At 43.7% G+C, this 7,636-nt stretch carries 5 protein-coding genes; all 5 read left to right on the forward strand.

Going from position 1 to position 7,636, the window contains the following annotated elements; translation table 11 throughout:
* Positions 1-41 precede the first annotated feature (41 nt).
* The gene (gene rpoC, locus Q4574_RS16660) at positions 42-4,223 is read left to right on the forward strand and encodes a DNA-directed RNA polymerase subunit beta' (protein ID WP_303475521.1); all 4,182 of its coding nucleotides are present in this window, start codon (positions 42-44) and stop codon (positions 4,221-4,223) included.
* Positions 4,224-4,410: 187 nt separating this feature from the next.
* Positions 4,411-4,785, forward strand: a complete 375-nt coding sequence (rpsL, locus tag Q4574_RS16665; RefSeq protein WP_008845957.1) for a 30S ribosomal protein S12 — start codon at positions 4,411-4,413, stop codon at positions 4,783-4,785.
* 77 nt (positions 4,786-4,862) lie between these two features.
* On the forward strand, positions 4,863-5,333 hold the full coding sequence (gene rpsG / locus Q4574_RS16670) for a 30S ribosomal protein S7 (RefSeq protein ID WP_216049829.1): 471 nt from the start codon (positions 4,863-4,865) through the stop codon (positions 5,331-5,333).
* A gap of 24 nt (positions 5,334-5,357) precedes the next feature.
* A complete protein-coding gene (gene fusA / locus Q4574_RS16675; RefSeq protein ID WP_303475522.1) occupies positions 5,358-7,460 on the forward strand; it encodes an elongation factor G in 2,103 nt (700 codons plus the stop codon).
* A 63-nt stretch (positions 7,461-7,523) separates the two neighbouring features.
* The coding region (locus tag Q4574_RS16680) for a GTP-binding protein (protein WP_303475536.1) at positions 7,524-7,636 on the forward strand (113 nt) is incomplete at its 3' end.

Below are 7,636 nucleotides of genomic sequence, written 5' to 3' on the forward strand. Positions count from 1 at the left end.
GTTAGTCAGGTTTTGTAACACCACTCCGCTGGGAGAAAAAAGTGAAAGACTTATTAAAGTTTCTTAAGCAACAGAACAAAACCGAAGAGTTCGATAATATTCGAATCGGTCTTGCTTCTCCGGACATGGTCCGTTCGTGGTCTTTTGGTGAGGTTAAGAAGCCTGAAACCATCAACTATCGTACGTTTAAACCAGAGCGCGATGGCCTTTTCTGTGCCCGCATCTTTGGTCCGGTCAAAGACTATGAGTGTTTGTGTGGTAAATACAAACGCCTTAAACACCGTGGTGTAATTTGTGAAAAATGTGGCGTAGAAGTGACATTGACTAAAGTACGTCGTGAGCGTATGGGTCACATTGAACTGGCTAGCCCAGTTGCCCACATTTGGTTCCTAAAATCATTGCCGTCTCGCATTGGTTTGATGTTAGATATGACATTGCGTGATATCGAGCGTGTACTTTATTTTGAATCTTATGTTGTTACCGAACCTGGTATGACGACTCTTGAGCGTTCTCAACTTCTTACTGAAGAAGAGTACCTAGATTCGTTAGAAGAGCACGGCGATGAATTTGAAGCCAAGATGGGTGCAGAAGCAGTTTTTGAATTGCTAAAAGTGCTTGATGTTGATGCTGACGTTGCCGCGATGCGTGAAGAATTGCCAACTATCAATTCTGAAACCAAGCGTAAGAAAATTACTAAACGTTTGAAGTTGTTAGAGTCATTCCAACAATCAGGCAACAAGCCTGAGTGGATGATCATGACAGTGTTGCCAGTTTTACCACCAGATTTGCGTCCGTTGGTACCACTAGATGGAGGCCGTTTCGCGACTTCAGATTTGAACGATTTATATCGTCGTGTCATTAACCGTAATAACCGTTTGAAGCGTCTACTAGATCTTGCTGCGCCTGATATCATTGTGCGCAATGAAAAACGTATGTTACAAGAAGCGGTTGATGCACTTTTAGATAACGGTCGTCGTGGTCGAGCAATTACCGGTTCTAACAAACGTCCTCTTAAATCTTTGGCCGATATGATCAAAGGTAAACAAGGTCGTTTCCGTCAGAACTTACTAGGTAAACGCGTAGATTATTCTGGTCGTTCTGTAATTACTGTTGGTCCTACTCTTCGTCTACATCAATGTGGACTTCCAAAGAAAATGGCATTGGAATTGTTCAAGCCGTTCATCTATGGAAAATTAGAAGGTCGTGGTCTTGCAACAACCATTAAAGCCGCTAAGAAATTAGTAGAGCGCGAAGCTCCGGAAGTTTGGGACGTTTTAGATGACGTTATCCGCGAACATCCAGTTCTTCTTAACCGTGCACCTACACTTCACCGTTTGGGTATACAGGCGTTTGAACCTATTTTGATCGAAGGTAAAGCGATTCAGTTGCACCCATTAGTGTGTGCGGCCTATAACGCCGACTTCGATGGTGACCAAATGGCGGTACACGTACCGTTAACAATCGAAGCACAGCTTGAAGCGCGTGCCTTGATGATGTCGACCAACAACATCTTGTCACCAGCTAACGGTGAGCCAATCATCGTTCCTTCACAAGACGTTGTATTAGGGTTGTACTATCTTACTCGTGACCGTGTAAATGGTCTGGGTGAAGGTATGGTATTCACCAGCCCTCACGAAGCCGAAAAAGCTTATCGTACAGGTAATGCAGAACTTCACGCTCGCGTGAAAGTACGTATCACCGAATATGATGTTGATGCTGATGGTTCTAAAACTGAAAAAGTAACCCTAACTGATACTACAGTTGGACGTGCTATTTTCTCTTTAATTTTGCCAAAAGGTTTGCCGTTCGAAATTATCAACCAAGCAATGGGTAAAAAGCAGATTTCACGTTTGTTGAATGCTTGTTACCGTGTACTTGGATTGAAAGATACGGTAATTGCTGCTGACCAAATTATGTATACCGGTTTCCACTACGCGATGATCGCGGGTGCATCTGTTGGTATCGATGACATGGTTATTCCTGATGCGAAGAAAGACATCATCGAAGCAGCTGAAGAAGAAGTGTTTGAAATTCAAGAGCAGTTCCAATCAGGTCTTGTTACCGCGGGTGAGCGTTACAACAAAGTAATCGATATCTGGTCTCGTGCAAACGAAGACGTTGCAAAAGCCATGATGTCAAACTTATCAAAAGAATCAGTTAAAAATCGTGACGGTGAAATGGAAGAGCAAGACTCTTTCAACTCAGTGTTTATGATGGCTGACTCTGGTGCTCGTGGTAGTGCCGCTCAGATTCGTCAGTTGGCGGGTATGCGTGGTTTGATGGCAAAACCAGACGGTTCAATCATCGAAACGCCTATTACGGCAAACTTCCGTGAAGGTCTAAACGTACTTCAGTACTTTATTTCTACTCACGGTGCTCGTAAAGGTTTGGCTGATACGGCATTGAAAACAGCAAACTCGGGTTACTTAACTCGTCGTTTGGTTGATGTTGCACAAGATTTGGTTATTAATAACGAAGATTGTGGCACTTTCGAAGGGGTGAAAATGACTCCTCTTATCGAAGGTGGTGACGTTGTAGAACCATTGCGCGAACGTGTATTGGGTCGAGTTGTTGCAGAAGATGTAATTAAACCAGGTACTAACGACGTCTTAGTAGAGCGTAATACGCTGCTAGATGAAGGTTTAGTTGACATGTTAGAAGATAACTCTGTAGACCAAATATTGGTTCGCTCAGTTATCACTTGTGACAACGACTTCGGTGTTTGTGCTAGATGTTACGGTCGTGATTTGGCTCGTGGACATATGGTTGGCTTCGGTGAATCTGTTGGTGTTATTGCCGCACAGTCTATCGGTGAACCTGGTACACAGTTAACCATGCGTACGTTCCACATCGGTGGTGCTGCATCAAGAGCATCTGCTGAGAATAGTGTACAAGTGAAAACTACTGGTACATTGAAGTTACACAACGCTAAGTATGTGCGTAACGCTGATGACAAAGTGGTTATCGTTTCACGTTCTACTGAATTAACTGTAATTGACGACCAAGGTCGTGAGAAAGAACGTTATAAAGTACCTTACGGTGCGATTCTTTCTGTTGATGACAACGCGGCGATAAACGCTGGCGATATCATCGCGAACTGGGATCCGCATTCGCATCCAATTATTACCGAACGTAAAGCGAAAATTAGCTTTGCTGACGTTGATGATTCGAATACCGAAATGCAACAAGATGAGTTAACTGGTTTAACGCGTATCGTGGTTAAAGATTTAACCAAAGCGAATGCGAAAGAACCTAAACTTATCCTAGAAAGTGATGAAGTTGGATTACAGGAAATTCGCCTGCCTAGCTTTACTACAATCGAAGCATCTGATGGTATGGCGGCTCGCGAAGGTGACGTGTTAGCACGTATACCTCAGGAAAGTTCGAAAACTCGTGACATCACCGGTGGTCTGCCGCGTGTTGCTGACTTGTTCGAAGCACGTAAGCCTAAAGAGCCTGCGATTCTTGCTGAAGTATCCGGTACTATCGGTTTCGGTAAAGAAACTAAAGGTAAGAAGCGCTTAGTTATTACGCCTAAAGAAGGTGATCATTACGAAGAGATGATCCCTAAATGGCGTCAACTTAACGTGTTTGAAGGTGAATCTGTGGAAAAAGGCGAAGTTATTGCCGATGGTCCAGAATCGCCACATGACATCTTGCGTCTTCGTGGAATCAGTGCAGTTGCAAACTACATTGTGAACGAAGTTCAAGAAGTTTACCGTCTACAAGGGGTTAAAATTAACGATAAGCACATCGAAGTTGTTATACGTCAGATGTTGCGTAAGTGTTTGATTACTCACCCAGGTGATACTCAGTTCCTTGAAGGCGAGCAAGTTGAAGTTGCGAACGTTAGAGTTGCTAACCGTGAAATTGAAAAACAGGGTAAAATCCCTGCTCAGTACGAAACTCAGTTGCTTGGTATTACCAAAGCTTCTCTTTCTACTGAATCATTCATTTCAGCAGCCTCGTTCCAAGAAACAACCCGTGTTCTTACTGAAGCAGCAGTGCAAGGTAAAGAAGATGAGTTGCGTGGTTTGAAAGAAAACGTAATTGTTGGTCGTTTGATTCCAGCAGGAACCGGTTTCTCTTATCACCAAAACCGAGCGAAAATGAAACAAGCTGCTATGATGGTTGAAGAAACCTCAGTATCAGCCTCTGAAGCAGAACTTGCACTAACTGAAGCGTTAAACGCTGAAGCTGGTAACAGTTCAAGCGAAGAGTAACAATATTTAAGAAATTCTTTGGCTAACCGCAGTTAGTCAAAGACTTTTCTTGACAGTTTGTTTTATGATCTATAGAATTCCGCGACCCGAAATTTGCTAACGCAATATTTTGGACGCGGATTTTTCGCTTTCAGCGCCCGGTAAAACGGGCAAATAGTAGTTTTTTATTAACCAGGAGCCCTAGTTAATGGCAACAGTTAACCAGTTAGTGCGCTCTCCTCGTAAGAAGCCCGTTGAAAAAAGCAACGTCGCTGCCTTACAGGCTTGCCCACAGAAACGTGGCGTATGTACTCGTGTATATACAACCACGCCTAAGAAGCCGAACTCAGCTTTACGTAAAGTATGCCGTGTTCGTTTAACCAACGGTTTTGAAGTTTCTTCATACATCGGTGGTGAAGGTCACAACCTACAAGAGCACAGTGTTGTTCTTATTCGTGGTGGTCGTGTTAAAGATTTACCAGGTGTTCGTTACCACACTGTTCGCGGTACTTTAGACTGCGCAGGCGTAAACGACCGTAGACAAGCCCGTTCTAAATACGGCGCAAAAAGGCCTAAGTCTTAACGGTTCTCCGTTAGTAAGGCCAAACTATTAAATTTTGAGTTTTGGGTTATACCTGAATCCCCACGGAGAATATTAAGATGCCAAGAAGACGAGTTGTAGGTCAACGAAAAATCCTACCTGATCCTAAGTTCGGATCACAATTACTTGCCAAATTCATGAACGTTGTCATGTTGGATGGTAAAAAATCTACTGCTGAAAAAATTGTTTACGGTGCGTTAGACATCGTTGCTGAAAAAACCAGTAAAGCTCACCTAGATGTATTCGAAGAAGCATTGGACAACATCCGCCCTACAGTCGAGGTTAAATCTCGTCGTGTTGGTGGTTCTACGTACCAAGTACCAGTAGAAGTTCGTCCTGTTCGTCGTAATGCATTAGGCATGCGTTGGATGGTTGATGCTGCACGTAAACGTGGTGAAAAATCAATGGCTCAACGCCTAGCAGCTGAAATGCTAGATGCGTCTGAGAACAGAGGTTCTGCGGTTAAGAAACGTGAAGACGTTCACCGTATGGCTGAAGCGAACAAAGCGTTCGCACACTACCGCTGGTAGTCAAAGCTTCTTAGAGAGGATTAAATGGCTCGTAAACATCCAATTGAACGCTATCGAAATATCGGAATCGTTGCTCACGTTGACGCGGGTAAAACGACTACGACTGAACGCGTTTTATTTTATACCGGCTTGTCTCACAAGATTGGTGAAGTCCATGATGGCGCTGCTACCATGGATTGGATGGAGCAAGAGCAGGAGCGGGGGATTACCATTACTTCCGCTGCAACAACCTGTTTCTGGTCTGGTATGCAACAACAGTATGACCAGCACAGAATCAACATCATCGATACTCCAGGGCACGTAGACTTTACGATTGAAGTTGAACGTTCCTTACGAGTGCTCGATGGTGCTGTGGTTGTTTTTTGTGGCTCATCGGGTGTTGAACCCCAATCTGAGACTGTATGGCGCCAAGCTGACAAATACCGTGTTCCGCGCATGGTATTTGTTAATAAAATGGACCGTACAGGTGCTGACTTTGACCGTGTAGTTGAACAGATTAACAATCGCTTAGGTGCCACATGTGTGCCTATTCAATTGAACATTGGTGCTGAAGAGAACTTCAAAGGCGTTATCGATTTGATCAAGATGAAAGCCATTAATTGGAATGAAGCTGATCAAGGTATGACGTTCTTATATGAAGACGTTCCTGCTGACTTACTAGATCGTGCGAATGAACTTCGTACTGAAATGGTCGAATCTGCTGCAGAAGCCTCTGATGAATTGATGAATAAATATTTGGAAGGTGAAGAGCTTTCCGAGGAAGAAATTAAAACTGGATTACGTATTCGTACACTCAATAATGAAATTGTGGTGGCGACTTGTGGTTCAGCATTTAAAAATAAAGGTGTTCAGGCTGTTCTTGATTCTGTAATCGAGTTTTTGCCAGCACCCGTTGATGTTCCCGCAATCACCGGTGTATTAAGTGATAAGAATGAAACAGAAGCTGAACGTCATGCAGACGATAGCGAACCTTTTTCGGCCTTAGCGTTTAAAATTGCCACCGACCCTTTCGTGGGTACATTAACGTTCTTCCGTTGTTATTCCGGTGTGGTAAATACAGGTGATGCTGTTTACAACGCTGTTAAAGGTAAACGTGAACGCTTCGGTCGAATCGTGCAAATGCATGCTAAAGACCGTGAAGAGTTAAAAGAAGTGCGCGCTGGTGATATCGCAGCAGCAATTGGAATGAAAGATGTGACGACTGGTGATACCTTGTGTGATCCTAATCACATCATCACCCTCGAACGTATGGAATTCCCCGAACCGGTAATTTCCATTGCGGTTGAGCCTCGTTCTCAAGCTGACCAAGATAAAATGAGTGTTGCCTTGGGTAAACTTGCTGCAGAAGACCCTTCTTTCCGCGTAAAAACTGACGAAGAGTCTGGACAAACAATTATCTCAGGAATGGGAGAATTGCATCTGGATATCATTGTTGACCGCATGAAGCGTGAATTTAATGTTGAATGTAATGTGGGTAAACCTCAGGTTGCATATCGAGAGACAATTCGTAAAAGTGTGGAAGTGGAAGGCAAATTTGTTCGTCAGTCAGGTGGACGTGGTCAATATGGACATGTTTGGCTGAAAATCGAGCCAAATGAAGAAGGTGCGGGCTACGAGTTCGTGAATGAAATTGTGGGCGGAATCGTTCCTAAAGAGTATATTCCTTCAGTAGACAAAGGTATCCAAGAGCAGATGCAAAATGGTGTCTTAGCTGGGTATCCGGTATTAGATGTCAAGGTCACTTTGTTCGATGGTTCTTTCCATGATGTTGACTCTTCTGAAATGGCGTTTAAGATAGCCGGCTCAATGGGCTTTAGGGAAGGCGTAGAAATCGCGAATCCTGTTTTGCTTGAGCCGACTATGAAAGTTGAAGTCACCACTCCAGAAGATTGGATGGGTGATGTCGTTGGTGACTTAAATCGTCGCCGCGGTGTTATTGATGGCATGGATGAAGGTGTGGCAGGTATAAAAATTGTACGTGCTAAGGTTCCTCTTTCTGAAATGTTTGGCTATGCTACTGCATTGCGAAGCGCAACGCAGGGGCGTGCTTCATACTCTATGGAATTCTTTAATTATGCTGAAGCACCAAATAATGTGACTAAAGCGATAGTTGAAGCAAGAAATTAATCTAAATGAAGGTTCGGTCCGGTCTGTTACAGGGTCGGACTTTTAAATTAGGAAACGAGAAAAATGGCTAAAGAAAAGTTTGAACGTACGAAACCCCATGTAAACGTCGGTACAATTGGCCACGTTGACCATGGTAAAACGACGCTAACAGCGGCAATCACTACAGTTCTAGCAAA

Source organism: Aliiglaciecola sp. 3_MG-2023 (assembly GCF_030548205.1).
In the GTDB taxonomy this organism is placed as follows: Bacteria; Pseudomonadota; Gammaproteobacteria; order Enterobacterales; family Alteromonadaceae; genus Aliiglaciecola.